The sequence below is a fragment of the Moorena sp. SIO3E8 genome (genome assembly GCF_010692445.1).
GTDB lineage: Bacteria > Cyanobacteriota > Cyanobacteriia > Cyanobacteriales > Coleofasciculaceae > Moorena > Moorena bouillonii.
The window spans coordinates 54,220-79,456 of sequence record NZ_JAAHHM010000023.1; the positions used below are offsets into that span (position 1 = coordinate 54,220).

A 25,237-nucleotide genomic window follows, 5' to 3' on the forward strand; every position below is an offset into this window, starting at 1 on the left:
AAGAGGTCTAATCTGGCTAATTTCTCATAACATCAAAAACCCTTCGGAGCTTATTGATACAGTCGCTAATGAGGGGACACCCAAGACCTCGCTGCATCGCTCTTTCCTACGATTCCCGATTCCCGATTCCCGATTCCCGATTCCCGATTCCCTGCTCCCTATTCCCTGCCCCCTAAAACATTGAAAAACTACTTTACTTATTGCTATGGGTCTATTATTCTGTTTATTAGCTACTTTCTCCACTTCCATAATCCTTGGATACGCTAATCCTGTCAGTGGACAAAGTGAATTTACAGCAATTTTCGCCCCCCTAGGGCGTGTTTTCAAAGTTTTCCGCAAGATTATGATCCCCCCCAGCCCCCCTTAAAAAAGGGGGGAGCCATACTCAAAGTCCCCCTTTTTTAAGGGGGATTTAGGGGGATATCCGAGTTTGAAAACACGCCCTAGCCCCCCAACTTTGGGGGGAAATTGAGTTAAATCCCCCAATTATGGGGGATTTAGGGGGCTTGTAGCTAAAGGTAGTGAAGTCGATTCATCTGAAAACAGCTGTAATATTCCTAAGGTAAACGAATCTAGATCTAGAACAATGTCTTATCCTAGTCAAGAGTCAGAATTCAGTAGTCAAGAAAATTTTCAAGTCAGTCAATCGTCTCCACAACTAAAACTTTATAGTGGTCTTCGGAGCCGAGCTACCATTGTGCAGTGGTATCTTGAGGAGTTGGGAGTGCCCTATGAGTATATCTTGCTGGATATGAAAGCTGGAGAGCATAAACAGCCGGAATACCTGTCGATTAATCCGATGGGGAAAGTGCCAGCAATTGTGGATGGGGACTTTAAACTTTGGGAGTCGGGAGCGATTTTGGTTTACCTAGCTAATAAGTATGGAGAAACTCCTAGTTCTTTGGAAGAACAGTCGGAGATTGTGCAGTGGGTGTTGTTTGCTAATGCTACCTTAGGACTAGGATTGTTTTTGGAAGATAGACGGGAGAAAGAAGCGCCCAGTTTGTTGAAGCCACTAAATGAACTATTAACCAATAAACCGTTTTTGTTAGGGGATAATTTCAGTGTGGTGGATATTGCAGTAGGGTCTTATTTATTTTATGCCAAAATACTGGTAAATTTTGATTTTAAAGAGTATCCAGCTGTTGCTGATTATCTGATGCGTTTGTCTGAACGTCCAGCTTTTCAACAAACTATTGGTAATCGGTAATTGGGAGATAGGGAATCGGGAGTCGGGAGTCGGGAGTCGGGAGATAGGGAACAGGGAACAGGGAATAGGGAGTAGGGAGTAGTTGTATTTGGTGCGATCGCGTAGCGTGGCCGTAGGCCAAACGCGAACGCTCCAATTCAAAGTTTCTTCTTTTCTTTATTTTGAAGTTTTAATTTTTAATTTTTAATTACCCAAAGGGGTGAAAGAATACTGTACCTCATAAGTGCGAGGAACGCTATATCGATAGACAAAAGTAGTAATTGTTGGTAGTTATGCCATAAGATCAATCTTGATCTAGAATATCAGAGGTAAAAGGACAATCCTGGGGGAAGCAAGTAGATGGATAATCCTTGGTAACCACCTTTAATGGATATCTGTAGCAATCGGAAAAGACCGATTCAAGATAAGGCTTGAGACTGGGAGATTCAGACAACAAAAGATTAATCTGTTCTCTCTGCTCATTGATCGTTTTTTCCCAACCTCGATAATCAGGCTCTGAATTCACGTACTGCCTTTTAAGCAAGTGTTCCATTAAAACCTTAAGTCCGCTCTGAATCTCTCGTTTATCTGTTCGCCCCAAGGTGGCTATTTCCTCAATTAAATTCTCTATGTCCAACTCATCAAAGTTTCTTGTTTTAAGTTGCTGACAAGTTAGATCAGTCCACAGAACAAAATCCTGATTATACAAGTCACTATTACTCATTATTTGTTCATTATTTTATAGTTTTTGTAAGAATCACGGAGGTTTTTAAGTATCCGTACATTAAACTAAATTACTATATAGCAATTCTCATAGCTATGAGTAAAGTCACAGCGCTTGTGGCCTGTGCCACAAAGCTGACAGCTGACAGCTGAATACTTACTATTATAGCGTTTCTCATAGCTATGAGGTACAGATAATTTGGAATTGCTATAACCCATTAGTGCGTCAGTGCAATAGTTTTTTTTAACCACTGAACTGATCTGATGTCTGGATGATAACCCTTAATAACAATCTTCCCATCTGCCGCGCCACCGCCCCATAGTCTACCACGCTTTCCACGCTTTAAGTGTTTTACACACTTACCACACTTTGAGAGATAGTGTGAATGCAATAGTTTTTCTAACCCCTTGCATCTTATAAGAATTTGTGTTATTATAACAGTATTGTTAAAGCAATGGTTTTACCGCCATGATGATTTCTACCGCCCAAGCCGCTGAATTACTAGGTGTTTCTGCTACTCGCGTCCGTTTCCTGCTGAGCAAGGGCAGAGTTAAAGGGGCTTATAAGGTGGGTAGAACTTGGGTGATTCCTCTGTTTGACGGTATGCCGGTGGTCACCCCTGGTACTCGCGGACCGAAGCGGAATTGGTCAAAGCGCACGGAGTACACGAAGGCTGTGATTCACGTTAATCAGAAGGTAATTCGCCAAAATCTCAAGAGCGGGGAGCGCAACCCTGTGATAACGGTCAAACGGGGTTCTAAAAATATTTATGGTCATACGGTAGAAGTTAATGGCCCCTGTCGGGTGATGTATCGTCCAGATGATCCTTTACATTGTGGGGCTAGGGTGTGGATTGAGACGATTTCTGATTTTAAGGTCAGCTGATTTGGCTACTTGAAGGACGACTTTCAGCATCGGATTTATGAACAAAACACCAGACTTTGATGATGAGATGCTACCTGAGTACCAGTTTGACTATCACAAGGCAAAGCCGAATCGTTTTGCTCAGCAGCAACCAACTAATGCGATCGCGAAGCGTGGCCTACGGCCAATCGCTTTTAGCGGCTCCTAGGTCGCATCGCGAAGCGTGGCCTTTTTGCCAAGGTCAATCCCAACCAAGTTCCAAAGACAACTTAGTGCAATTCGCTCTCGACTTCAAAAATTAGGTTTGTTGTAAGTGAGTTGTTAAACCCTACAATAACAAGTTACTCCTTATCAATTGTAGAAAAGTATGCTCCAATTTAAAGGAGTGTGAGAGAATTGAACAAGTTAAGCATTTCTCTATTTCCTATGACAGTAGTGGAGTTATTTCCTACTCTGAAAGGTTTAAACCGTGCAGACAAACTGAAAGTCATTCAGTTTTTGGTAGCAGAGCTAGCTAGGAAAGAGGAACCTACCTTAGAACCAGGAGCTACCTATCCAGTTTGGTCGCCCCTTAACTCTCATCAAGCCGCTAATCAACTCGCTCAACTGTTGGAATCGGAGCAACCTAACTCCAATGGGTAATGCTCGACGATTCAACTTTACCGAGGAACAAATTAATGCTGCTCTGGCCTACATTAAGACCAATCGTGCTGAACTCAGAGCTGAGTATCAAATTGTATTGAAAGAAGCTACCGCCAATGGCTGATAGCTGAATAACTAAGCTGAAAACCAATCGAAATTTCGGCTAATCAACAATTCTGTCTTCTTGGCATGGTGAGTGTTTTTCATCGCAATAGGTTGTATAGCAAATTCATAGCGACTTGCTAGATCCCTTGTTTCTTCTGTATTGTCATAGCTCATCAGAAAATCGCCTTCTAATTTGCTAGCAAGTTTAAATAGAGCTTCATGATCAACTGCTGAATATCGATAGAGCCTGCGCCCAGCTTTTAAATAAGGTGGATCAATAAAATAAATAGCATCGTTGCGGTGATAATTTTGCTCACAAACCTCAAACCCATCCCCAGCAATAAATTTAATTTTTGTCTTGATTTCAGCAATAGAAAGTATGCGCTTTTTAAGGGTTTGAGGATACCAGCGTGACGTGATTCCTTTGCCATTTTCCCCATTTTTCATAAAACTAGCACCATCAGCCAGAATTCCACCACGATTAACGCGATTTTTAACTACTGTTGCGAAAGCGAGAGATTCAAGAGATTCATTTGCAGAATCAATAGCTTGCTTAGCACTCTTTGCAGTTAGATGAAAATTGACAATAGTTTCGGCTAGCCATTCGGCACCACCACCTAAAATGACCTGCCACACAGCAGCAACCCCTTCATCTTTTTCTACCATAGTCACTCTACCTACTAAATTCTCGAAAGCAGCAGTAAGACTGACTATAGCTCCACCAGCAAAAGGTTCAAAAAGTTCCTTATCTGTACCACCTTTATTATACAACCATTGGCGAATTTGGGGTATTAGCCAAGTTTTACCACCAGCATAGCGAAATGGGCTACGTTGCGGCACACTAGCTACATTTATGACTTTTTTATGACTGGTGAGAGAGGCAGTATTAAATAGCTCAAGTTGAGTCATTGGCTTATATAGTATTTGTCTCCGGGTTGTAAATACACGAATTGTTTAAAAAGGCAAAAGGGGAAAGATATATGAAGTGTTATTGGAAGTCAAAAAACAGTCTAGGTTTACATTTAATTTAGAAACGCTCTGGAGTTATACTTTTAGGGAAGTATTCTGATGCCAACGATTAGTGGACAAAAGAGAAGTTATTGGACAACGAGGCGAATCGATTTTTATAGTTATCATAACACGTAAGCATCCAACGCGCGGTTACCTATTCGATCATCCACGATTTCTTGGGGAAAAGAAGCGGACTATAGACTTTTATGTAGAACTCTTTCATGATGAGTCTTTGATACCTTTTTTCTTTGTGCAAGTTAAGTCAACATATGAGGGTTACACTGTAAAAGAGCATCGGCTAAAAGTTCAAGTTACAGCCACTGATATCAAGCGTCTTGCTGCTTACCCTGCTCCAACCTATATTGTTGGTATCGATGAATCAAGAGAGCGAGGTTACATTGTGTCAGCTAATGGGGAATGTCAAACAGGACTTTCAAGTCTATGTACTGACTATCCTCTCAATCCAGATGCATTAGCGCTACTATGGGATGAGGTGGCAGCCTACTGGACTTCTCCCACCTACCCAGCATTCCGGTCAGCCTTTTGTGATCCGAAGTGGAGGCAGTAATGAAGCGAGATTTAGATTATTTCATTGGTGAGCGTGCTGAACATCTGGCAATAGTATATTTGACACGTAGCCAAGATCTAGTTGTGGAAAGGATGAAGGCTGATTATGGGCTAGATATGTTGGTAACAATACTACAGGATAAATTACCGACAGGAAGGGTTTTTGGTGTTCACATCAAAGGTCGAGACAAAGCTTTTAATGACATACAGCAAGAAGCTTCATTAGTTTTATCTGACCAAGAAAAGAAGTACTTTCAAGATTTGCCCTTCCCGGTATGTGTATTGTTTTTCACTATGGACGATGACAGGGGCTATTACCTATGGTTGAAGTATCCAAGTGAATCCAACCAGAGCCTTCATACTCTTGAAAACAATCAATGGCGTTCCCTGGATCAGGAGCAGGTTAGCCAGATAATCGCAGACGTTAATGCTTGGTATAATCGAAAGCACCAATCCGCCGCATAACAACACCCATGCACCCGAGCGCCTTAGCATTAGGCTCAAAATCAGGAGACTTACGTGGCATACAGTGACTTTACTCTCAAGAAAGTCAAGCTTGACTTCAATATCCAGACTGTGGAGGATCAGTCACTATTTTCCAATAGTGAAGAAATTAAAATCAGTGATTATCTCGCACAGACCTTAAAAAGAAATGTTCCTTTAGCGTTAGCCATTAATACGGAAAAAGCTAGATCAGAACTCATCATTATTAATATTTTACTGGAAGTTAAAGAAAAATCCTATGATCAAAAAATTAGTCTATTCTCAGGGATTGATTTTAATGTCGATAAGGAAAAAGGCTTAACTGGATTTTGCGATTATATCATTAGCGGTTCAGAAGAACAGTTATATTTAGAGTTACCCGTAATTACAATAGTTGAAGCTAAGAATGAAAATATTATTTCTGGCTTAGGTCAATGTATTGCGGAAATGTATGCCGCTCAACTCTTTAATCAAGAAGCAAGTTATGAGTTACCCTGTGTATATGGTGCAGTAACAACAGGGGATGAATGGAGATTTATTAAGCTTGAAAAAAATGTTGCTTATATAGATAATGACAACTATTATATTAACAACATTAATAAAATTATTGGGATTCTAGTGAACATGGTTAAAGGAGAAGCCTAATACTATTAGGAAAGGTAATATCAAGTTCGGTTGAATACCCATAATAGTTGAATACCCATAATAAAAGTGTGGGGAGATGGGGAGATGGGGAGATGGGGAGATGGGGAGATGGGGGAGATTTTTATTAAGGGTAATTATCCTGACATGATATAACAGGAGAAATAGAAAAAATTCTGTCTACCTCATTCTCCCGATTCCCGATTCCCGATTCCCGATTCCCTACTCCCGATTCCCGATTCCCGATTCCCGATTCCCTACTCCCGACTCCCTACTCCCTAAAACCCAATCGACAACTGCAATAATTGTGAAACTAATCCTATAATTCCGCCGATTAACACTAACCATAGGGAATTTACCTTAAAGCGAAATACCAGCACTGCACTAGCTATTGCTACCATAACGGTTAACCAATCTACTAAAGCAGTACGTGCTAAAATATAAGTTACTCCTGTCATCAGTCCTAAGGAAGCGGCATTAACACCGTCGAGGAATCCACTTGCCCAGGGGGATTGGCGTAGCTTAGGCACCCAAGGATTGAGGATTCCGACTAACACAAAGGCAGGCAAAAAGATTCCAACGGTGGCAGCGATTGCGCCAACATTTCCATTCAGGAGATAGCCAATGAAGGTAGCAGTGGTAAACACAGGACCGGGAGTGACTTGACCGATTGCGATCGCATCAAGCAGTTGTTGGGAAGTAAGCCATTGGTGACGCTCTACTAAATCTTGCTGTAGAAACGCCAGCAGCACATAACCACTACCATATAGAACGGAGCCAATTTTTAGGAAGAATAGGAAGACACTAGCAGAAGATATAGAAGCGGCGGATGGTACACCGGTCTGGGCTAAAAGACTAGAGAAAGGCACAAGTAAAGCACCTGTGATGTTATTTCCTCTACGCCACAGGGTTTTGACTAGCATTACCGCAGCTCCCACCAACAGCAGTAAGAGAATTTCATGGGTACCTAAGAAGAAAGCGATAGTAGCTGCAACTCCTGCTACTGTAGTGGGAATATCTTTTGCTGCTTTTTTCCCCAACTTCCATAACGCTTGTAAAACAATAGCGATGATAACTGGTTTGATACCATAGAGGAGCCACTCTACCTGGGGCACACTCTGGTAACGGGCATAAATTGCTGCCATTATCCAGACAATCACCATTGCTGGCAAGATAAAACAAGAACCAGCAACAAACAGTCCTCGCCATCCTGCTCGCTCATAACCGATGTGAATGGCTAATTCTGTAGAGTTAGGACCTGGAAGAAGATTGGTAACGCCCAGTAGATCCAGCAGCTTCTCATGACTCATCCACTGTCGTCGCTTTACTACTTCATCATCCATCATGGCAATGTGAGCAGCTGGGCCACCAAAGGCAATTGTCCCCAATTTAAAAAAGACTAGCGCTAATTCTTTGAGTCGTTGCCCCTGTTCTTGTCGGGAGAGTTGAGCTTCAGAACTGTTGTGCTGGTCAGGCTGAATATCTTCTATTTCGTTAGACACTAGTTTGAGTCCAAAGGTGTCAAGGTTAATATACCAAAGGGAAGAGGGAATAGGGAATAGGGAGTCGGGAGTCGGGAATCGGGAATCGGGAATCGGGAATCGGGAATCGGGAATCGGGAGTCGGGAGTCGGGAATCGGGGTAATAAAATTTAATTTATAGTTATTTGCAGATAACTTATTATAGATAGTTCAGCAGTTATCTTACAGCTATCAGCTATCAGATAACTGCGATGCTCTTTCAGAGCCGCTACGCGATTGGCCGTAGGCCACGCTACGCGAACGTGTTTTTTGAGGTTATTGTATTGGTTATTGAGCAATTCGTGTAGGAATTGTAATAATTTTTGATGCCCTATTCCCTACTCCCTACTCCCTATTCCCTACTCCCTACTCCCTATTCCCTACTCCCTACTCCCTATTCCCTACTCCCTTTGCTATTATATTGGTTATTTTTATGGTATAATATTACTAGAGTAATCTGGTGTAATCTATGGCTAAGTTTTACTCAGAAATCAATCAAGATTTAAGAGAGTTTATTGAGGAGCAAAAAATATTTTTTACAGCCACAGCTCCCCATCAAGGTCGTATTAACCTATCCCCCAAAGGGATAAACACCTTTCGGTGTATTGATAGTAAAACAGTGGCTTATCTAGATTTAACCGGTAGCGGTAACGAGACATCTGCTCATTTGCTAGAAAATGGCAGAATGACAATTATGTTTTGTAGCTTCACTGAAAAGCCATTAATTCTCCGCCTTTATGGTCATGGTCAGGTAATTCGACCTAGGGATAAGGAATGGGAAACAGTCTACTCCCTATTCAATAGCCTACCAGGGGAAAGACAGATTATTGTATTAAATGTAGAATCTGCCCAAACCTCCTGTGGTTATGGTGTACCTTTGTATGACTTAAAAGGAGAGAGGGAAACTCTGCTCAAGTGGGCGAATAAGAAGGGAAAACAGGGAATTCACGACTATTGGCAAGCCAAAAATATTGAGAGTATAGATGGGTTACCGACTAATCTTTTAGAAGATTAACCAGAATGGTGAATTAAGAATTAAGAATTAAGAATTAAGAATTAAGAATTAAGAATTAAGAATTAAGAATTAAGAATTAAGAATTAAGAATTAAGAATTCTGCCTTCACCATTCTACATTCTACATTATTAATTCTGCCTTCACCATTCTGACAAAGAACCAAACTCACTTATCTTTTAGTTTGGTCTAGACTAGCGGCAGCGCTATTGACCTCTATGGGATTTTCCTGGGCTAAAGCACTATTGATATGTGATTGCTCTCCCGTAATCAAGGCAGTTGCTTGCTCTAATGCCTCGATGCGATCGCTAACTCGGTTTCTTTCTGGTAATAGTTGCAGGATTTTCAACTTTTCCAGCCTTTGATTAACCCTACCAGTCGCACCTACGATAAACACATCACGACGTTTGCCACGAGCCTCCTTAACCATAGTCTCTATCGCTAAAGAAGCGGTCACTCCCAACAAGGGAACATCACTGAGATCTAAAATCAGGACATCATACTTTTCTACCATCCCCATCCGCTGAGAGATACCCTTGGCTGCACCAAAGCTCATTGGTCCGCCGAGACGGAATAGGAAAATTCGACCACGAGCTTGTTTCAGAAGTTGTTTTTCTTCATAGCTCAAACTCTTTTCAGCATCATCAGGAGCAGTAATTTCCTTGATTTGATTAATTTGTAGCTCACTGAGGTTTTTGACAGTCAACAGGTTGGCAATGAACACCCCAACGGCAACGGCTGTAATTAGGTCAACAAATACAGTCATGAATAACACTAAATACATTAATGCTGCTGCCTTGAGGGAGACTTGATGGGCTCGTTTGAGGAAGCTCCAGTCAATAATATCGATGCCTACTTTAATCAAGATGCCCGCCAGTACAGCATGGGGAATTTTTTCAGTCAGGCTTCCTGCCCCCAAAACAACTTCTAGCAGCACTAGGGCATGAATCATGCCTGAAAGGGGGGTTTGACCACCAGCCTTAACATTGATTACCGTCCGCATGGTAGCACCAGCACCAGGTAGCCCACCAAACAAGCCAGCAATCGTATTACCGATACCCTGACCAATTAATTCTCGGTCAGAGTCGTGCTGGGTACGGGTAATATTATCAGCAACCATGGACGTTAACAGAGAGTCGATAGCTCCCAAGGTGGCTAACATTAGACCATAGCCAAGCATCTCTTTGAGCTGCCTGAAATCAAACACTGGCAACTGTAGCTTGGGTAAGCCTGTGGGGATTTCTCCAATCCGTCTGAGCTCGCTGTCTGGCAGGTCTGGGAAAAAGACAACCGATATCAACGTACAGACTATCAGTGCTAGCAAGGGGGATGGAATTAATCGACTCAGCTTCCTAGGTGATCCAAACATAATCACCAGAGTCAGGATTGCTAGACCGGTAGCGGCAAAATGGGGATTAGCCACAAAGGTAGGAAAATTGCTGACAGATTCCACCACATTCCCAGAACTAGGATGCCCGAAAAATGGACCAATCTGTAACAACAGAATGATCACACCAATCCCTGACATAAAGCCAGATATAACTGTGTAGGGCATCAGGGTAATATATTTACCCAGCCGCAACACCCCAAATAAGATTTGAAATATCCCCCCTAGCATGACAACAGTAAATGCCATCGCTAGACCATTCTCTGGGTTTTTAGCAACTAGCGCCGTAAACACCGTTGTCATCACTACGGTCATCGGGCCAGTGGGACCAGAAATCTGAGAGGGAGTACCGCCAAACAGAGCGGCAAACAGACCAACAAAAATAGCGCCGTAAAGACCATGAATTGCCCCAGCACCGGAGGATACTCCAAAGGCTAGGGCTAATGGTAGTGCAACAATGGCAGCAGTCAGGCCGCCAAAGACATCACCGCGCAAATTACGGAAATGTAAACCATTAACAAATTGCATGAGTGGGTAATTTAGTGAAAGAATAATACTTGCAAAGTGGCCCACATCTAATTGATTCTTTCCATATCACTTGGAATTCCTACCATGATGGTATAGGAAAATCTAAGGGGTAGAGCCATCCAAATATAGAAACCGAGATTTACCTGGGCAACACTAAAGTATATGGAAGCTAGAGTTGCTTATAGCAATAATTGCTATATAAGATGCCATAGAATTTTACACTAGAATTTTACACTGCCAGAGGTGAAACTGTTTAGAGTTTTGGTTAATCGATAGAGTTTTAGCATTAAATCAATGGATGACTAGCACCAGAGACTCTAATCCCCCCAGGGCAAACGGAGCTAAATTATAGAAACCTTACTCAGAAGCGATGCAGAGGTGCGAACCGTGGCGAATTTAATAATTAGATGCGGAAAGCGCACCTAACAAAGATTTAAGAATTAATAAGAATTTAACAATTAATAAGAATTTAACAATTAATAAGCAAAAATACTTATCTTATCAAGATTATATCCACTAGGCACTTCAAAATAACATAGGTTTACCCTAGTCATCTCCCCAAAGAATAATTGAGCAAGGTTAGTGGGAGTACACAGAAGGATTGGTGGATTATTTCGCAAATTCTGGTTAAAAATTCCGGGAAAATCAATTACTCTCACTAGAGATTAGAGACTAGAGATTAGACAGTTCATGTAGGGTGGGCAGTGCATCAGACAGATAATGAAGCTTGCAAAGCGGTTTGGTACGCACTGCCCACCCTACGATTAATGACAATGGTGCAAGATCTCAGTTAAATCAGATTGGGATACTCCTGGTAAGATTGGGCTAATTACTGGTAACCTATCCTGCTGTTGACGAGAAAGCATGCAAAAAATCCTGAGTTGGGCAATACTAGCTTCTGTGATTACATTACCTGTTTTACCTGTTTCGGCTGAGCAACCCCTTTTCCTGGCCTATCCCCCTCGTGAGCATAAAACTACTGCAGAGAAAATTTTCTTGATTGGTACTGCAGCCCCTACTTCAGAGGTGTTGGTCAATGGTAGACCTATCCCCCGTAGCCAAAGTGGGAATTTTGCTCCTAGTTTCCCTCTGCAGCTGGGAGAAAATCGGTTTACCTTGCGCTATCTAAACCAGGAAATTCAAGTTACCGTAACCCGGCTGTCTACTGAACCACAGTTACCACAAGGTTTGGGATTTGCGAAAGATTCCCTGACCCCAGCAGCAGATATTGCTAGATTACCCGGAGAACAGATTTGTTTTGGTGCGATCGCATCCCCTCGTGCTAGGGTTTCTGTCACCCTGGGCAATCAACAGATTTCCTTACTCCCTCAATCCCAAGATGCCCAACTTCCCTCCAATTTTGCCGTATTGACTGGTCAAAACCAACCTACACCTCGTGCAGTCATTAATAACTACCAGGGATGCGCTGAAGTATCACAAGCTGGTAATTTTGGCAACCCTGTGTTTCAACTAAATCTCAATGGCGAGAGAGTCAGTCAGCGGGGTACAGGTACAGTGGAAATTCTCTCTCGTAACCGCTTAGAGGTAATAGAGGTAATAGAAGAGGCTGGGGTTGCCCGCACTGGACCGAGTACTAACTATTCTCGCTTAACGCCTTTACCAAAGGGAACTAGAGCAGCCGTCACGGGCAAAGAGGGAGACTGGTTACGTCTTGATTATGGTGCTTGGATTCGCCAGAAGGAAACCAAAGTAATTCCTGGTGCAACTCCCCCGAAGTCGATTATTCGCAGTATTACTTCCCGACAGGTACCTGGAGCAACAGAAATTCTCTTTCCCCTAGAGATACCAGTACCAGTGAGTGTGCAGCAGTCCGATAAAACCTTTACCCTAACGCTACATAATCTAACCGCTCAAACGGATACAATTTTCCTAAATGATGACCCAGTGATTAAGCGCCTAGACTGGTACCAAGTGACTCCAGACCGGGTGGAGTATAATTTTAGACTCAAATCTGAGCAGCAGTGGGGGTATGACTTGAGGTATGAAGGCACTACTCTCATTCTGTCTTTGAGACATCCACCAAACTTGAGCAGTAGAGGAATACTGGGTCTATCGACTCAGCGGTTAGCAGGAATTAAGATACTGCTCGATCCCGGACATGGGGGAGCCGAAACAGGAGCTAGCGGACCGAATGGGTATCCAGAAAAGGATGTTAATTTAGTAGTCTCGAAACTGTTGCAAAAGGAATTGGTACAACGGGGAGCAACGGTATATATGACACGGGAAACTGACAAGGATGTGTCATTACGAGACCGGATGGATATGATTCACGAACTAGAACCAACGATTGCCCTTTCTATCCATTACAATGCGCTACCAGATTATGGTGATGCTATTAATACTGCTGGGATCGGAATGTTTTGGTATCATACCCAAGCCCACGATTTATCAGTGTTTTTGCATAATTATTTAGTCCAAAAGCTCCGGCGTCCATCCTACGGAGTATTTTGGAATAATCTCGCCCTAACCCGTCCTCACAAAGCTCCTTCGGTGCTATTGGAATTGGGATTTATGATTAATCCGGTAGAGTTTGAATGGATTAGCAATCCCCGAGAACAAAGGCAATTGGCTAATGCGATCGCAGATGGGATTACTGAATGGATAGCTACTGTGGAGTAATGCAAGCTTTGTTGAATAGGTAACAGGGAATAGGGAAACAGAGGGGAGATGGGGAGATGGGGAGATGGGGAGTCAGATGAGCTACTGGCGTGGAAACCCCCAAGACCGCACTGGTAGTTGCTCATCAGGGAAACCTCCTTTGGCCGACTGCATCCGTTGACAACAACGATAGGATAACAATGTAAACTTTTATTACTGGACTCAAGACTTTTGGCTTTGATGGTAAAATAAACTTCGCCAATTTGCTTGATAGATATATGGGCTACCCTAACTTGTTTAATTTCTCAACTGAGTGCCTGTAAATTCAAAACCATTTTCAGAGCTATCTAGTATCACTTGTTTGATGTAAGATATGTCTCGGTTTCACCTCACGTATAACTTTGAAATAAATTCTATGACTCAGGCTGCATTTGATTACAATTCAGAATATTTTACTAGTGAAATATTCGATACCAATTATCAAGCTATAGCGTCAACAATCGTTAAAACTTATCAACCAAAACGTGTGGCAGAATTTGGGTGTGGTCCTGGGCATCTTACTAGAGAGCTGGCCAGATTGGGTGTAGAGGTAACAGCTGTAGATGGTTATTCGGAACCTGATTTCTCAGAATCATCTATTGAATTTCACAAACTTGATCTAAATGACGAAGTAGCCATTGCTAATCGTTTCTCCAACCAGAATTTCGATCTTGCTATTTCTCTGGAAGTTGCTGAACACCTAGAACCTGAAACATCTCCAATACTAATCAGCTGGATGACTAGTGTTGCGCCAATCGTGGTATTTTCAGCAGCAGTTCCTAGTCAGAGCGGCCATGGACATATCAATCTTCATTCCAGAGATTACTGGCACCGTTTATTCACTAAGCATAATTTTGTCGTCGCGGATCGTATTCGCGAGAAACTTAGACAAATACCTAATGTAGCTCCTTGGTATCGTTACAATATTATCGATTATCTCCAGGCAGAGCATTCTCAAGCCCCAGAAATACTAGAAGTAATTGAGCGTTTACTTGCCTCTGAATCTGCTGCATCGACCGCATACTACGAAGAATCTACGAAGATGAGACTTCTACAGCCTTACTTAAAGGACCCGGTCGTTAAATGGTATTTCGGGTTGCGACAGTTTACTGATAGTTTTTTTAACAAAACCTAACTATCAGTAATCATTCAGCTGCTATCAGCCAATGGCCAAGGCCATTGGCCTTGGCTCACGGCTGACCGCTGACTGCTGTTCGCGCAGCGTGCGCGTAGCGCATATGCTTAAGGAAAAAGTGACATACTCCTAGCCTCTGTTTTTTGGCTAATCGTGAGATAAGTTTGTTATACAGAGACGGATCAGTGGTTTGTAATGGTTGAGCCATGGCATTAAACTCTTCCTCTTCCAAAGCGAGGTAAGTATCAATCTGCTCACGATTAGCTAAGTAGAAAGCGATCGCTCCGTAAACTTGTTCAAGGGTCAACAGTGGGAAAGATTGAACAATACTTTCCGGTGATAATCCGTTGCGGAAAGTATACACAACGGAGTTGAGAGAAATTCGTGTGCCTGCAATCCAGTAACCATTGTCCCGATACTCTACATAGGTTTTAACTTCTATAACTGGGATCAATTTACCTTGAATATATCTATTGAGATCATATAACTGAAACAACTGGAACAAAAAACTGAGATAAATACTGAGGCATTCTAGTCTTGTCTGCCAATTATTCTGAAACTATCGATATAGCAATCAGAACTTAGATACAGATAAGTATTTTTACTTACGCTACCAGATTGGGGGCTCTGGTTTCTCTGGATATCCCCTGAAGCGCGGAGGCGTTTTCTGGTTGCTTTGCCGATGTGATAGTTAAGGATGGGTTTTGGTCGGATACAAAGTACCCGCAAGGGTACTGTAAAGTTTCCTAAAATTTGCCATCATAACTAGTATAAAGCCTATTTAGAGTAATCCTTGCATAAAAATCCCAACTCAAGGTGATAAGTAATTAAGGAGTAAAGTTACCCACTCCTAATTAACTTGATAAAAGGTTCTAACGAATCGGTAATTTCTGAAAACTTATAGGAGTCAAATCATCATGGAAAAACATCAACCAATAGAATTTTCCCTAGAACAAGAATTCAATCTTAAGGTGTTTGAGACGCAAATTCAAAACATCGACCTTGACCAAGCCAAGAATCTTCTGTGCGAGCTCTATAGACAGATGTCAATTCGTGAAATTTATTTCAGGAATTTCGTTAAGCACAGTTTAATCGGAGATCCTCCACCTTGGAGTGAGTAAGCTCAGGGGGCAAGGGATGAAAGTAAGCTATAAGCTTATGTGCTACGCACACCCGTGCGCGTTCAGCTATCAGCTATCAGCTTGTATAGCTAAGCATTCGTTTAATTTATTGCGAATAGGCGCAGCTACCCTGGGTTTATGTTAAGCATGATAGCTGACCGCTGACCACTGACCGGTGACCACTGACGGCTAAATGCTTACTTTTGTCTAATACGGTAAATTTGCAAATTAAATTCTGATTAGCTTAACCCAATTCTCCGGAATCCACAGCTAAATTACTGAAGAAACAATAAACACAGCAATTAGAGTCAAGGCGACTGAGACAGAATAACATTATTAAGTGCATCATGTAGGTAGCTATAAATACATTTAAACTGAATTGCTAAATTATCGATGAATTCAGTAACTCAGCAATTCAGAGTAATTTATCACCTACTTACTGTTCACAGGGTCAGTTAACCAAGGCTCTCTAGCTTTAATTCACAATCAAGGAGTATCCCATGGTAAAACAAATGTGCTGGTTATCGAGCTTTGGTAGCAATGAACCAAAAATGTTGCACTTGCGGACTTCCCCTTATGAGGCTTGGCGTCCGTACACAGCTTTTCCCCAATATGCTGTCCCAGATTATCCAGTACCTGGCGGTTCTAAAGGCTGGGCAACCTATCAGAAACTAAGACTCTCAGACTGGGTTTTGGTTCCTAGTGACAATGAAAATATGGATTATAAAGCAAGTTAATAATTTAGTAATATTGGTTGACTGTTGACGGATAATTGTCAACAGTCAATCTTTAGCAAAGGTAACAGGCAATCGGGAATCGGGAATCGGGAATCGGGAATCGGGAATCGGAAGCTTTGGAGCAGAAATATGTCTTAAGCTTTACTTCGACTGCTATAACCTTCAACCCAATAACCTTCAACCTTGAACCCAATAACCTTTAACCTTAAACAGTTAAACTAATTACTTGACTAGATAAGGACTGGTTAACTTATCTAACTGTTGCACTAACAAGCTAAGGAATAAACCGACATCAGTGACAACACCAACAGATTCTACTGAACCGCGATCGCTTAATTTTGTCACTACGGCGGGGTTAATATCCACACAGACCATCTTCACTCCGGCTGGAGTCATATTGCCGACGCCAATAGAATGGAGCATAGTAGACAGCATCAAGATCATATCTGTCCCTTCCAATAACTTGGCATAGTCTTGCTGTGCTTTAATCAAATCCATCTGGGTATCTGGCAGAGGACCATCATCTCGGATGGAACCGGCTAGGACAAATGGTACGTTATTGCGGACGCATTCATACATCACCCCTTTAGTTAATACACCCTGTTCTACAGCTTGGGCAATACTACCGCAGCGACGGATAGTATTGATTACCTTGAGATGGTGTCGGTGTCCACCATGGACAACTACTCCTCGTTTCATATCCACACCCAAAGAGGTTCCCATCAGGGATTGCTCGATGTCATGAACTGCGATCGCATTTCCCCCTAACAGCGCCTGAACATACCCAAGTCGAATCAAACTGGATAAATGTTCACTACCGCCAGTGTGAATTACCACAGGTCCTGCTGTCACTACAACTCTGCCCCCTTGGTCCCGAATTTGGCGCAGCTCCCAAGCAATTTGTTCGACTACTAATTCTACCCGGCGCTCACTAGAGACCCCAGATGCCATAAAACTAAATTCTTGCTGATTGCGTTGTTCACGGGATTGAGTTTTGCGCACCGTGCGGATTCCTTCTACTCCCACGATCACCTGCTCTCCAACTTCCAAATCCCGCAGCACTTTACAACGAGCGATTACACCGTCTGGGGTTTCAGTTATTGCGATCGCACCATCCATGCGTTGATGTTGTACCTTCACCCACTCACAATTTACCCGTACTTCCGTCGGATAAATGGTAGTAACATAAAAGTCATCAGGAGCAACCCCTGCTTGAGTAACAGGTTCCAAGTTAGCATCACACACCTCTTGGGCAGGAGTGACAGCTCCTAGATCAATCAGCTTAGTCATAATCTCTGCCATCACCTCATGATCTGGTGCAGAGACTTTCAGTTCAGCATTAGAGGTGCTTTGCCGCTGTGTTCCTAGGTCGAAGTTAAGTACCTGGAAGCTACCCCCACCTCCTACAATTAAATCCAAGGCACGGCTGATGATACCAGAATCAAGCAAATGACCTTCCAAACGAATAATGCGACTTTCAACCGGTTGATTGCCATGGATTTCACTGCGGACTGGTTCAGTTACCCGTAAGGTTAGGCATTTAGCAGCACCACCAGCTTTGAGAAATTCCGTCAAGGGGGTTTCAATCACCTCAAACCCAGCTTGACCGAGCCGATCTTTCAAGCGATCGCTAACTTTGTTCATCACTACAAGTTGATCAATATTGACCGCATTGCAAGCAAAGTTCACTGCATCAGCTTCCTCTATGGCGATTCGTTTTTCCGGTGCTACCCGCATTTCGATTAAGCGGTTGGAATAGGCATCAAATGCTGGGGGATAGTAAAGTAAATAGCCACCACTCAGGGGACAGAAGCAAGTGTCCAAGTGATAGAAACGTTGATCCATTAGGCGCAGGGACACAACTTCAATATCTAGCCATTTAGCAAGGTATGGATGGGAATCAAGTTCTGAGCGGAAGCCATAGCCAGCCCATAGCCAACGCCCTTCCCGGTCTAGCAGAGCATCCCCAGCTCCTTCAAAAGGTAAGTCTTGAGGAAGTTCATAGACAGTGTAGCCATTGTCATTAAACCATTGCTTGAAATAAGGTTCTTCTCCCTGGCGCTCTTTGTGGAGGAAGCGGCTAAGCACTACATTCTTGCCCAAGACTAATCCGGCATTGGCTGCAAATACCATATCTGGCCAACCGGATTGAGGAGAAACTAAATCGACTAGGGCATGCTCTTTGATGACATAGTGCAGTTTTTGCCACTGTTCTACAGCGCGATCCCTTGATGACTTGTGAATATTTCCTTCCATCCAAGGATTAATCACATAATCCACATCGTAGTGGTCAGGGGGACACATGAGGAAGCGAATTGATTCTGTCATAGTCGATTTCTGATCTGGTAGATACCTACACGACCAAGGTAAGTCAGCAATTAAACCAATGTCACGACAATTTGCCATTGACAGGGGAGTAGGTTAAGTTGGTGGATTGGTTTTATAGATAATGGCTAACCCTTAATTATACCATGAAAAAAATATTTATAACTAGACTGAAGCGAATTCTGCTTACCACCAGCATCAGTATTGTGAGCGTGCCACTGTTGATCTATGGCGGATTGCTGGTCAAGCGTCCGCTTCCCACCGACAAGCAGCAACAACTGTTCCAAGGCATCGTATATCAAAGAGATGCTCGCAACTCACCCCGTCCGCTGATGGTACATACTGTTACCATAGACCTAACCGCACCAGGAATTAAACTGTTAGTAACACCAGGAAATAAAGTCGATAAAAATGAATTTGCTGCCCGGACTACTTCGGAATTTGTGCGGGAGTTTAACTTACAATTAGCTATTAATGGTAGTTTCTTTTATCCTTTTCGGCAGTATCCACCGAACTCCTATCCTAGACGTGGTGATCCGGTAATAGTACAAGGGCAAGTTATCTCTGAGGGGAAATCCTATGCTCCTCCAAAAGCAACTTCCTCAGTGCTTTGTATTTCAAAGTTTTTCCGCGCTCAAATTTATCAAAACCGTTGTCCTATAGGTACATCTGAGGGACTAGCCGGTAGAGAAATTTTACTAAAAGAAGGAAAGCCAGAAGTATTGGGAGGTCGTGGAGGTGAGAACCTATTCTCTCCCCGCACTGCTGTCGCTATTGATAAATCAGGCAAAACCTTGTGGTTAATTATTGTTGATGGTCGCCAGCAATTTTACAGCGAGGGGGTTAGCTTGGCTGAGTTGACTAAGATTATTCAAGAATTAGGAGCCGATAGCGCCCTCAATTTGGATGGGGGTGGTTCAAGCACTCTGGTAGTAGCAAATAATAATAAGTTACGGGTGTTAAATTCACCGATTCAGACCCGTATTCCAACGCGCCAACGGGCAATTGCTAACCATCTGGGAATTTATGCTTTGCCGGTAGAAAACAGGGAGTAGGGAGTAGGGATTAGGGAATAGGGAGTAGGGAGTAGGGATTAGGGTAAAAAATATCACCATTAATTGATGATTATTATAGCTATTTTATACCAAAAACTAGTAGTTAATAAACCCCCTTAATATAATACAGTTTAAATGCACAATATACCAATCCGTGTAGGAATTGTGATAATTTTTGTTCCCTGTTCCCTGTTCCCTGTTCCCTTTGGTATAGCTTAGAGCATGAAAAAATTAAATATAACTAGAGTTAAGCGAATTCTGCTTACCACCAGCATCAGTATTGTCAGCATTGTGAGCGTGCCAGTTTTGATCTATGGCGCATTGCTGCTCAAGCGTCCACTTCCTACCGACAAGCAGCAACAACTTTTCCCAGGCATTGTGTATCAAAGAGATGCTCGCAAATCTCCCCGTCCGCTGGTGGTACATATTGTTACCATAGACCTAACCGCACCAGGAATTAAACTATTAGTAACACCAGGAAATACCATCAATAAAAACGAATTTGCTGCCCGCACTACTTCGGAATTTGTGCGGGAATTTAACTTACAGTTAGCTATCAACGGTAGTTTCTTTTATCCTTTTCGGGAGTATCCACCGGACTCCTATCCTAAACCTGGTGATCCGGTCAAAGTAGAAGGGCAAGTTATCTCTGAGGGGAAATCCTATGCTCCTCCAAAATCAAAAAATTATTCAGTGCTGTGTATTTCAAAGCTTCTCCAAGTTCAAATCTATCAAAACCGTTGCCCTCTAGGCACATCTGAGGGATTGGCGGGTAGAGAAATTTTACTAAAGGAAGGGAAGCCAGCAGTATTGGGAGATAGTACAGATGAAAAACTATTGTATCCCCGCACTGCTGTGGCTATTGATAAATCAGGCAAAACTTTGTGGTTAATTATTGTTGATGGTCGCCAGCGCTTTTACAGTGAAGGGGTTACTTTGGCTGAATTAACTAGTATTATTCAAGAATTAGGAGCCGATAGCGCCCTCAATTTGGATGGGGGTGGTTCCACCACTCTGGTAGTAGCAAATAATACAAATAAGCTAAGAGTATTAAATTCACCGATTCAGACCCGTATTCCTACGCGCCAACGGGCAATTGCTAACCATTTGGGCATCTATGCTTTGCCGATAGATGTGTTGAACAGGGAATAGGTGGATGTAGCATAAACAAAACAAAAAAAATGTTTATCCTGATCAACGGCTTTCCAGCAAATTACTATAATATCTAACTCGGAAATAAACTCTCACGATTACTCAAGCATGGTATACAAAAAAAAGATTTTAGCGGAACCCCCCAGAAGCCCCACATCTTAATACGAAGTATAAGTGTGGGATGAATGGTAGACAGGGTCTTTTGGTTCAGAAAAACGTGCTAAGCAGGTGCACAAAATTAATTACACATTTTGCAAAACTCAAAGCCTTACAATGTAAGGGTTACAGAGATTCATAGTAGGAAATTAATTGTGTTTAGGTGCTTATCAAACTTCTTATCAACTCGGATGGAGTCATCCCACGACATTCAGCCTCTTGTTGTAACTGCCTTTTTTCAAAATCGGTGATTCTAACTATCAGTTTTTTGTCTTTCATTTTGGATTGACACTTGGATACACAATTTGCTATTGTAGTAACAGGTCGAAAACAGGGAGACAACAAACGATGATCATTGCTTACCAGTACCGATTAAAGCCAACAAAAGAGCAGAAAGCACAGATAGACAATTGGCTATCAATGCTTTGCGCGCAATATAATTATTTGCTGGCAGATAGGTTTCGCTGGTATGAGCAAAATCGTTGTTCTGTTAATGCTTGCCCACTTGTTTGTTACCTTCCAGAGTTAAGGAATAATCCAAATTATTACAGTCAGAAAAAGAGTTTACCAAACTTAAAGAAGACTCATCCCTGGTACAAAGATATCCATTCCCAGGTGCTTCAGGATGTAGTCAAAAGGGTTAAATTAGCTTTTGATAAATTCATTAAAGGGGATAGCAAAGGTAAGCGGAGTGGCAGACCGAGGTTCAAAAAGACTCACCGTTACCGTACTTTCACTTATCCTCAAATGAAGGAAGGTTGCCTAGAAGACAATCTGATTACCCTTCCAAAAATAGGAAAAGTAAAAGTTGTTTTGCATCGTCCTATCCCTGACGGGTTCAAAATCAAGACGGCTACTATCACTAAAAAATGCGATAAGTATTATCTAATCTTATCTCTGGAAGACAAAACAGTTCCTGAAGTAAAACCTGACATTAATCCTGACTCAATTATTGGTATTGACGTTGGCCTTAAGGAGTTTTTAACCACTTCAGAAGGGGAAACCATTCAAGTTCCGCAGTATTACCGAAAGGCTCAAAAAAGGTTAAAAGTCATCCAAAAACGGGTGTCTCGGCGGAAGAAAGGAGGGGTTAACCGACTCAAGGCTATCAAGCAACTTGGGAGACAACATAAAAAAGTGGCGGATAAACGGAAAGATTTCCACTTTAAAACCGCCAATTACTTATTGTCAAAATACGACGTAGTCGCTCATGAGAAGTTGAACGTCAAAGGGCTTGCTAAATCCCGATTGGCTAAATCTGTTTTGGATGCTGGGTGGTCAAGCTTTCTGACAATTCTGACAAGCAAAGCCGAGAATGCTGGCTTGTTGGCAGTTCCAGTAAGCGCCCAAAATACTTCGCAGAATTGCTCCGGTTGTGGAAAAAAAGTCCCTAAAAAGCTGCATGTTCGTTGGCATGATTGTCCCCATTGTGGATGCAATCTTGACCGCGATCACAATGCTGCCATAAATATCAAAAACAGAGCGGCAGGGCAGTCCGTTCTTAAAGCCCAGTGCCTCCGAAGCGATGGCTGGATTGACTGGGAAGCCTACACTGAACCTGTAAGGTCAGTGTAGGAGCTGTCACCAGCTAAGGCAGATCCGAGTATCAGCAAAAGTGCCCGTGAATTTGCTGTAGAACTTCTCGAAGATCCTAGCAACATTTACTCTTGGACCATGGATGTTATTGGGAGCGATGCCAACTATACCGATGCAGAGTGGGAAGCTTTGAACGATATGAAATTGGATGATACTGAAGCCTTTGTAGCAGACTTCCAGTCGGAGTTGGAAAGTCTGGACTTGAATTAAGGTCAAAGGGTATCGACGCAGGGTGAAGGGTTAAGAATTTAGGTGTGGAGAGGTTTAATCATCAATAATGTTGACTATGAACATATTATCAACACTCAACCTTGGCTTTTCGGCCACGCTACCGAAACAACCTACCCTTCACCGAAGGCCAAAGGCGAACAACTTTCACCCTTGGCCAATAGGCCACGCTACGCGAACAACCTTCACCCTTCACCCTTGGCCAATAGGCCACGCTACGCGAACAACCTTCAACACTTCAACCTTCAACCTACACCCTTCACCATTACTTGACCGTAACACTCATCCCTTCTTTGACTATAAACGCGCCATCAAACACTTCTTTGACTTCCACCGCTAGGTTATCGAGAAAATCATCACAGTGATTCGGTTCGTGGTGGAAGATAGCCAGTTTCTTAACACCAGCAGCTTTTACCAGCTTGACCCCTTCCTGCCAGGTGGAATGGCCCCAACCTACTTTGGGAGATTTGGGGTTGTGGTATTCTTCATCGGTATACATAGCATCGTAGATTAACATATCAGCATCACGGGCTAGATACACCACATTTTGATCAAGGCGGTCGGTAAAATGTTCTGTATCGGTGCAGTAGCACACGGAATGCCCTTGCCAGCTTACGCGATAGCCAATAGCACCATTAGGATGATTCAAAGGAGCAGTTTCTATGGTAATATCATCTATGGCGACAGTATTGTGACCTAATTCTAAGTCATAAAACTTCAATTCTGCCTCTACTCTCCTAGTAGGAACTGGAGCATTCAAGTGTAACACCCGCTCCTTGAAGTGTTTCTCCATGCACTCCCCTGGGGGAGCTGCGCCATAAATATGTAAAATGTTCCCTTCCACAAAGACTGGAATGAAAAATGGCACGCCTTGAATATGATCCCAGTGGTAGTGAGTAAAAAACCAATAAGCTTCAATGGGTAACTGCTGCTTAAGGCTTTTTCCCAGCAACCGCAAGCCAGTACCACCATCGAAAATCAGGCGTAACCCAGCCACTTGCATCTCTACACAAGACGTATTGCCGCCATATTGAATTGTGTCCTGTCCAGGGCTAGGTATACTGCCTCGGACTCCCCAAAATTTAACCGAAAACTCGGAGGAAGTGCTTATCTTCATTGGTAAGTTAATGCTTCAAAGTACCGCACTGACCCTGATGACGCAACAGGTGATCGCACAATACCAAAGCAACCATTGCTTCTACCATAGGTACGGCCCTGGGTAAAACACAAGGGTCGTGACGTCCTTTAGCAGCTAGAATGGTTTCTTCACCAGTAGTGGTGACAGTACGTTGTTCTTTGCGGATGGTAGCAGTGGGTTTAAACGCTACTCTAATAATAATAGTCTCGCCATTACTAATGCCACCTTGAATGCCACCGGAGCGATTTGTAACAGTGCGCACTGCACCGGTTTCGTCTGTGTAAAATTCATCATTATGCTCACTGCCGGTAAGTAGAGTGCCCCCAAAGCCAGAGCCAATCTCGAAACCTTTACTAGCTGGTAGGGACATCACCCCTTTGGCTAAATCCGCTTCTAGCTTATCAAAGACTGGCTCTCCCAAGCCTTTGGGTATATGGCGAGCCACACATTCTACTACACCCCCAACGGAATCACCGCTACGTCCAGTTTCTTCAATCAGTTCAATCATCCGTTCAGCACATTCTGAATCAGGGCAACGAACAATATTACTTTCTACCTGGTCTTGAGTAACGGTGTTGGAGTCTACGATACCTTCTAAGGTTTTGATACGCTTGACGTAGCCAATGATTTCTACACCAGCAGCTTGCTGGAGAATTTTTTTTGCGATCGCACCCGCTGCCACTCGCCCGATGGTTTCCCGGGCTGAAGAACGTCCTCCCCCCTGCCAGTTCCGAATGCCATACTTAGCATCATAGGTAGCATCAGCATGGGAAGGCCGATACGTCTTTTGCATCTCGCTATAGTCTTGGGGCCTAGTGTCTTTATTGCGCACCATAATCATAATTGGTGTGCCTAGGGTTTTGCCCTGAAATACTCCTGAAACAATTTCACAAGTATCAGTTTCTTTACGAGGAGTAGTAATCTTACTCTGACCCGGACGCCTGCGGTCTAAATCTACCTGAATTTCTGCCGCAGAAATTTCCAATCGCGGTGGACAGCCATCAATGACTACCCCAACCCCACCCCCGTGGGATTCTCCAAATGTAGTGATGCGAAACAGATGTCCAAAGGTATTGCCCATAGTTCGTGCTCTAGTAGTGCTCTAATGGTAGTACTTACTTATCTTATTCCTTAATAAAACGGCTTGGCGGCTTAAGTCCTGTTGCCTTCAAATCTAATAATTACCCTAATCATTATTTAGCTAATCATTCACCTAATCATTTACTTAATCATTCACTTACTAATTAAGATTAGTTAAGTAG

30 protein-coding genes are annotated in these 25,237 nt (G+C 42.8%); 20 read left to right on the forward strand and 10 right to left on the reverse strand.

Annotated elements, in window-relative coordinates; genetic code table 11:
- Nucleotides 1-586: 586 nt before the first annotated feature.
- Nucleotides 587-1,210 carry a glutathione S-transferase family protein gene (locus F6K46_RS12745; RefSeq protein WP_293052860.1) on the forward strand — a complete coding sequence of 208 codons (624 nt, stop codon included), beginning with the start codon at nucleotides 587-589 and terminating at the stop codon, nucleotides 1,208-1,210.
- Here the strand turns inward: F6K46_RS12745 and F6K46_RS12750 are convergent.
- Together F6K46_RS12750 and F6K46_RS12755 are read right to left on the reverse strand one after the other, a co-directional pair.
- Nucleotides 1,194-1,346, reverse strand: a complete 153-nt coding sequence (locus F6K46_RS12750; RefSeq protein ID WP_293044429.1) for a hypothetical protein — start codon at nucleotides 1,344-1,346, stop codon at nucleotides 1,194-1,196. The two genes, F6K46_RS12745 and F6K46_RS12750, sit on opposite strands and share 17 nt — an antisense overlap.
- A gap of 147 nt (nucleotides 1,347-1,493) precedes the next feature.
- Nucleotides 1,494-1,913: a DUF29 domain-containing protein gene (locus F6K46_RS12755; protein ID WP_293052863.1), complete on the reverse strand. Its 420-nt coding sequence runs from the start codon at nucleotides 1,911-1,913 to the stop codon at nucleotides 1,494-1,496.
- Nucleotides 1,914-2,381: 468 nt separating this feature from the next.
- On the opposite strand from F6K46_RS12755, the gene F6K46_RS12760 reads away from it, so the two are divergent.
- The 4 genes from F6K46_RS12760 (at nucleotide 2,382) to F6K46_RS12775 (ending at nucleotide 3,543) form a co-directional block, all read left to right on the forward strand.
- On the forward strand, nucleotides 2,382-2,798 hold the full coding sequence (locus tag F6K46_RS12760; protein WP_293019253.1) for a helix-turn-helix domain-containing protein: 417 nt from the start codon (nucleotides 2,382-2,384) through the stop codon (nucleotides 2,796-2,798).
- A 37-nt stretch (nucleotides 2,799-2,835) separates the two neighbouring features.
- Entirely contained in the window at nucleotides 2,836-2,985 is a 150-nt protein-coding gene (locus F6K46_RS12765) for a hypothetical protein (RefSeq protein WP_293052866.1), read from the forward strand.
- Between the two features lie 188 nt (nucleotides 2,986-3,173).
- Nucleotides 3,174-3,419, forward strand: a complete 246-nt coding sequence (locus F6K46_RS12770; RefSeq protein WP_293047344.1) for a hypothetical protein — start codon at nucleotides 3,174-3,176, stop codon at nucleotides 3,417-3,419.
- Nucleotides 3,412-3,543: a hypothetical protein gene (locus tag F6K46_RS12775; RefSeq protein WP_293019258.1), complete on the forward strand. Its 132-nt coding sequence runs from the start codon at nucleotides 3,412-3,414 to the stop codon at nucleotides 3,541-3,543. The genes F6K46_RS12770 and F6K46_RS12775 overlap by 8 nt, the downstream gene beginning before the upstream one ends.
- Before the next feature lie 11 nt (nucleotides 3,544-3,554).
- On the opposite strand, the gene F6K46_RS12780 is transcribed toward F6K46_RS12775, so the two are convergent.
- Nucleotides 3,555-4,433 (reverse strand): DNA adenine methylase, encoded by an 879-nt coding sequence (locus tag F6K46_RS12780; RefSeq protein ID WP_293052869.1) that lies wholly within the window; start codon nucleotides 4,431-4,433, stop codon nucleotides 3,555-3,557.
- 172 nt (nucleotides 4,434-4,605) lie between these two features.
- On the opposite strand from F6K46_RS12780, the gene F6K46_RS12785 reads away from it, so the two are divergent.
- Genes F6K46_RS12785 through F6K46_RS12795 form a run of 3 tightly spaced genes read left to right on the forward strand, consistent with a single transcriptional unit; the run spans nucleotide 4,606 to nucleotide 6,230 of the window.
- On the forward strand, nucleotides 4,606-5,103 hold the full coding sequence (locus tag F6K46_RS12785; RefSeq protein WP_293047346.1) for a DUF4365 domain-containing protein: 498 nt from the start codon (nucleotides 4,606-4,608) through the stop codon (nucleotides 5,101-5,103).
- Nucleotides 5,103-5,567, forward strand: coding sequence for a DUF4365 domain-containing protein (locus F6K46_RS12790; RefSeq protein ID WP_293052872.1), 465 nt, complete (start codon nucleotides 5,103-5,105; stop codon nucleotides 5,565-5,567). Before F6K46_RS12785 ends, F6K46_RS12790 begins: the two co-directional genes overlap by 1 nt.
- A 54-nt stretch (nucleotides 5,568-5,621) precedes the next feature.
- Nucleotides 5,622-6,230, forward strand: coding sequence for a hypothetical protein (locus F6K46_RS12795; RefSeq protein WP_293052875.1), 609 nt, complete (start codon nucleotides 5,622-5,624; stop codon nucleotides 6,228-6,230).
- Nucleotides 6,231-6,505: 275 nt separating this feature from the next.
- Here F6K46_RS12795 and F6K46_RS12800 read toward each other — a convergent pair whose 3' ends face one another.
- Nucleotides 6,506-7,729, reverse strand: coding sequence for a chromate transporter (locus F6K46_RS12800; RefSeq protein WP_293052878.1), 1,224 nt, complete (start codon nucleotides 7,727-7,729; stop codon nucleotides 6,506-6,508).
- A gap of 16 nt (nucleotides 7,730-7,745) precedes the next feature.
- Here F6K46_RS12800 and F6K46_RS12805 point away from each other — a divergent pair, with 16 nt between their 5' ends.
- The 3 genes from F6K46_RS12805 (at nucleotide 7,746) to F6K46_RS12815 (ending at nucleotide 8,762) form a co-directional block, all read left to right on the forward strand.
- Nucleotides 7,746-7,889 carry a hypothetical protein gene (locus F6K46_RS12805; protein ID WP_293052880.1) on the forward strand — a complete coding sequence of 48 codons (144 nt, stop codon included), beginning with the start codon at nucleotides 7,746-7,748 and terminating at the stop codon, nucleotides 7,887-7,889.
- 184 nt (nucleotides 7,890-8,073) lie between these two features.
- A complete protein-coding gene (locus F6K46_RS12810) occupies nucleotides 8,074-8,253 on the forward strand; it encodes a hypothetical protein (RefSeq protein ID WP_293052882.1) in 180 nt (59 codons plus the stop codon).
- Nucleotides 8,217-8,762, forward strand: a complete 546-nt coding sequence (locus tag F6K46_RS12815) for a pyridoxamine 5'-phosphate oxidase family protein (RefSeq protein WP_293019268.1) — start codon at nucleotides 8,217-8,219, stop codon at nucleotides 8,760-8,762. Before F6K46_RS12810 ends, F6K46_RS12815 begins: the two co-directional genes overlap by 37 nt.
- A gap of 169 nt (nucleotides 8,763-8,931) precedes the next feature.
- Here F6K46_RS12815 and F6K46_RS12820 read toward each other — a convergent pair whose 3' ends face one another.
- Nucleotides 8,932-10,674, reverse strand: coding sequence for a SulP family inorganic anion transporter (locus F6K46_RS12820; protein WP_293052883.1), 1,743 nt, complete (start codon nucleotides 10,672-10,674; stop codon nucleotides 8,932-8,934).
- A gap of 864 nt (nucleotides 10,675-11,538) precedes the next feature.
- On the opposite strand from F6K46_RS12820, the gene F6K46_RS12825 reads away from it, so the two are divergent.
- Nucleotides 11,539-13,314 (forward strand): N-acetylmuramoyl-L-alanine amidase, encoded by a 1,776-nt coding sequence (locus F6K46_RS12825; RefSeq protein WP_293052886.1) that lies wholly within the window; start codon nucleotides 11,539-11,541, stop codon nucleotides 13,312-13,314.
- 394 nt (nucleotides 13,315-13,708) lie between these two features.
- Nucleotides 13,709-14,467 carry a class I SAM-dependent methyltransferase gene (locus F6K46_RS12830; protein ID WP_293052889.1) on the forward strand — a complete coding sequence of 253 codons (759 nt, stop codon included), beginning with the start codon at nucleotides 13,709-13,711 and terminating at the stop codon, nucleotides 14,465-14,467.
- Between the two features lie 55 nt (nucleotides 14,468-14,522).
- Here the strand turns inward: F6K46_RS12830 and F6K46_RS12835 are convergent, their stop codons facing one another.
- Nucleotides 14,523-14,921, reverse strand: a complete 399-nt coding sequence (locus tag F6K46_RS12835) for a DUF433 domain-containing protein (RefSeq protein ID WP_293052892.1) — start codon at nucleotides 14,919-14,921, stop codon at nucleotides 14,523-14,525.
- A 463-nt stretch (nucleotides 14,922-15,384) separates the two neighbouring features.
- On the opposite strand from F6K46_RS12835, the gene F6K46_RS12840 reads away from it, so the two are divergent.
- Nucleotides 15,385-15,588, forward strand: coding sequence for an NblA/ycf18 family protein (locus tag F6K46_RS12840; protein ID WP_070395823.1), 204 nt, complete (start codon nucleotides 15,385-15,387; stop codon nucleotides 15,586-15,588).
- A 500-nt stretch (nucleotides 15,589-16,088) separates the two neighbouring features.
- Entirely contained in the window at nucleotides 16,089-16,325 is a 237-nt protein-coding gene (locus F6K46_RS12845) for a hypothetical protein (RefSeq protein WP_293019275.1), read from the forward strand.
- 52 nt (nucleotides 16,326-16,377) lie between these two features.
- Here F6K46_RS12845 and F6K46_RS12850 read toward each other — a convergent pair whose 3' ends face one another.
- Complete coding sequence (locus F6K46_RS12850) at nucleotides 16,378-16,518, reverse strand: hypothetical protein (RefSeq protein WP_293117073.1); 141 nt, start codon at nucleotides 16,516-16,518, stop codon at nucleotides 16,378-16,380.
- A 29-nt stretch (nucleotides 16,519-16,547) separates the two neighbouring features.
- Entirely contained in the window at nucleotides 16,548-18,653 is a 2,106-nt protein-coding gene (locus tag F6K46_RS12855) for a TIGR00300 family protein (RefSeq protein WP_293019306.1), read from the reverse strand.
- 143 nt (nucleotides 18,654-18,796) lie between these two features.
- Here F6K46_RS12855 and F6K46_RS12860 point away from each other — a divergent pair, with 143 nt between their 5' ends.
- The 5 genes from F6K46_RS12860 (at nucleotide 18,797) to F6K46_RS12880 (ending at nucleotide 23,110) form a co-directional block, all read left to right on the forward strand.
- Nucleotides 18,797-19,705 (forward strand): phosphodiester glycosidase family protein, encoded by a 909-nt coding sequence (locus F6K46_RS12860; protein ID WP_293052895.1) that lies wholly within the window; start codon nucleotides 18,797-18,799, stop codon nucleotides 19,703-19,705.
- A gap of 222 nt (nucleotides 19,706-19,927) precedes the next feature.
- Nucleotides 19,928-20,857 (forward strand): phosphodiester glycosidase family protein, encoded by a 930-nt coding sequence (locus tag F6K46_RS12865; protein WP_293052898.1) that lies wholly within the window; start codon nucleotides 19,928-19,930, stop codon nucleotides 20,855-20,857.
- Between the two features lie 504 nt (nucleotides 20,858-21,361).
- Nucleotides 21,362-22,588, forward strand: a complete 1,227-nt coding sequence (locus F6K46_RS12870) for a transposase (protein ID WP_293052901.1) — start codon at nucleotides 21,362-21,364, stop codon at nucleotides 22,586-22,588.
- A 99-nt stretch (nucleotides 22,589-22,687) separates the two neighbouring features.
- Nucleotides 22,688-22,819 carry a hypothetical protein gene (locus F6K46_RS12875; RefSeq protein WP_293052904.1) on the forward strand — a complete coding sequence of 44 codons (132 nt, stop codon included), beginning with the start codon at nucleotides 22,688-22,690 and terminating at the stop codon, nucleotides 22,817-22,819.
- A gap of 42 nt (nucleotides 22,820-22,861) precedes the next feature.
- Nucleotides 22,862-23,110, forward strand: coding sequence for a hypothetical protein (locus F6K46_RS12880; protein WP_293052907.1), 249 nt, complete (start codon nucleotides 22,862-22,864; stop codon nucleotides 23,108-23,110).
- Here F6K46_RS12880 and F6K46_RS12885 read toward each other — a convergent pair.
- Both F6K46_RS12885 and aroC read right to left on the reverse strand, forming a co-directional pair.
- Nucleotides 23,103-23,954 (reverse strand): MBL fold metallo-hydrolase, encoded by an 852-nt coding sequence (locus F6K46_RS12885; protein ID WP_293052910.1) that lies wholly within the window; start codon nucleotides 23,952-23,954, stop codon nucleotides 23,103-23,105. The genes F6K46_RS12880 and F6K46_RS12885 overlap by 8 nt on opposite strands.
- A 7-nt stretch (nucleotides 23,955-23,961) precedes the next feature.
- A complete protein-coding gene (aroC, locus tag F6K46_RS12890; RefSeq protein ID WP_293052914.1) occupies nucleotides 23,962-25,056 on the reverse strand; it encodes a chorismate synthase in 1,095 nt (364 codons plus the stop codon).
- Nucleotides 25,057-25,237: the final 181 nt, after the last annotated feature.

Bases quoted from the DNA above. Each gene is read 5' to 3' on its own strand.
- F6K46_RS12745 (WP_293052860.1), top strand. From the start codon at position 587: ATGTCTTATCCTAGTCAAGAGTCAGAATTCAGTAGTCAAGAAAATTTT.
- F6K46_RS12845 (WP_293019275.1), top strand. From the start codon at position 16,089: ATGGTAAAACAAATGTGCTGGTTATCGAGCTTTGGTAGCAATGAACCA.
- F6K46_RS12870 (WP_293052901.1), top strand. From the start codon at position 21,362: ATGATCATTGCTTACCAGTACCGATTAAAGCCAACAAAAGAGCAGAAA.
- F6K46_RS12875 (WP_293052904.1), top strand. From the start codon at position 22,688: ATGGATGTTATTGGGAGCGATGCCAACTATACCGATGCAGAGTGGGAA.
- F6K46_RS12755 (WP_293052863.1), bottom strand. From the start codon at position 1,913: ATGAGTAATAGTGACTTGTATAATCAGGATTTTGTTCTGTGGACTGAT.
- F6K46_RS12790 (WP_293052872.1), top strand. From the start codon at position 5,103: ATGAAGCGAGATTTAGATTATTTCATTGGTGAGCGTGCTGAACATCTG.
- F6K46_RS12860 (WP_293052895.1), top strand. From the start codon at position 18,797: ATGAAAAAAATATTTATAACTAGACTGAAGCGAATTCTGCTTACCACC.
- F6K46_RS12825 (WP_293052886.1), top strand. From the start codon at position 11,539: ATGCAAAAAATCCTGAGTTGGGCAATACTAGCTTCTGTGATTACATTA.
- F6K46_RS12815 (WP_293019268.1), top strand. From the start codon at position 8,217: ATGGCTAAGTTTTACTCAGAAATCAATCAAGATTTAAGAGAGTTTATT.
- F6K46_RS12775 (WP_293019258.1), top strand. From the start codon at position 3,412: ATGGGTAATGCTCGACGATTCAACTTTACCGAGGAACAAATTAATGCT.
- F6K46_RS12840 (WP_070395823.1), top strand. From the start codon at position 15,385: ATGGAAAAACATCAACCAATAGAATTTTCCCTAGAACAAGAATTCAAT.
- F6K46_RS12780 (WP_293052869.1), bottom strand. From the start codon at position 4,433: ATGACTCAACTTGAGCTATTTAATACTGCCTCTCTCACCAGTCATAAA.
- F6K46_RS12820 (WP_293052883.1), bottom strand. From the start codon at position 10,674: ATGCAATTTGTTAATGGTTTACATTTCCGTAATTTGCGCGGTGATGTC.
- F6K46_RS12830 (WP_293052889.1), top strand. From the start codon at position 13,709: ATGACTCAGGCTGCATTTGATTACAATTCAGAATATTTTACTAGTGAA.
- F6K46_RS12810 (WP_293052882.1), top strand. From the start codon at position 8,074: ATGCCCTATTCCCTACTCCCTACTCCCTATTCCCTACTCCCTACTCCC.
- F6K46_RS12760 (WP_293019253.1), top strand. From the start codon at position 2,382: ATGATGATTTCTACCGCCCAAGCCGCTGAATTACTAGGTGTTTCTGCT.
- F6K46_RS12765 (WP_293052866.1), top strand. From the start codon at position 2,836: ATGAACAAAACACCAGACTTTGATGATGAGATGCTACCTGAGTACCAG.
- F6K46_RS12855 (WP_293019306.1), bottom strand. From the start codon at position 18,653: ATGACAGAATCAATTCGCTTCCTCATGTGTCCCCCTGACCACTACGAT.
- aroC (WP_293052914.1), bottom strand. From the start codon at position 25,056: ATGGGCAATACCTTTGGACATCTGTTTCGCATCACTACATTTGGAGAA.
- F6K46_RS12865 (WP_293052898.1), top strand. From the start codon at position 19,928: ATGAAAAAATTAAATATAACTAGAGTTAAGCGAATTCTGCTTACCACC.
- F6K46_RS12885 (WP_293052910.1), bottom strand. From the start codon at position 23,954: ATGAAGATAAGCACTTCCTCCGAGTTTTCGGTTAAATTTTGGGGAGTC.